General features: G+C 64.7%; 1 protein-coding gene. It reads right to left on the bottom strand.

Annotated features, from left to right (window positions below):
* Nucleotides 1-229 precede the first annotated feature (229 nt).
* The coding region (locus tag D7Y13_RS46550) for a hypothetical protein (RefSeq protein WP_208734701.1) at nt 230-417 on the bottom strand (188 nt) is incomplete at its 5' end.

Raw genomic sequence — 417 nt, 5'->3', positions numbered from 1 at the left:
CTTCTGCATCGGCGGCATCAAGCGGGAGAACCTCGACGCCATCCTGGCCGCCGGCGCGCGCCGGGTCGTCATCGTCTCCGGCATCCTGCAAGCGGCCGACATCGCCGCCTACTGCCGCGACGTGCGGGCCCGCTTAGTGGAAAATGCCAATTGCCCAAGCGACGCCGCCCAGAGATAAAGCGCGTCCCCCGGTCCTTTCATCCGCAGCATCCACCTTCCAACCTTTCCATCAATGTCCGTCCTCGTCGTAGGTTCCATCGCGCTCGATACCGTCAAAACCCCCGTCGAAGAACACGCCGACCTCCTCGGCGGCTCCGCCAGTTACGCCGCCGTCGGCGCCAGCTTCTTCAGCCCCGTCAATATGGTCGGCGTCGTCGGCGATGACTTCCCCCAGGCCCACCTGGACTACATCAAGAC

Origin of the sequence: Corallococcus praedator, assembly GCF_003612125.1 — a bacterium.
Lineage (GTDB): Bacteria > Myxococcota > Myxococcia > Myxococcales > Myxococcaceae > Corallococcus > Corallococcus praedator.
Note: the sequence above shows the minus strand (reverse complement) of the source record. Positions and strands in the feature narration are given on the sequence as shown.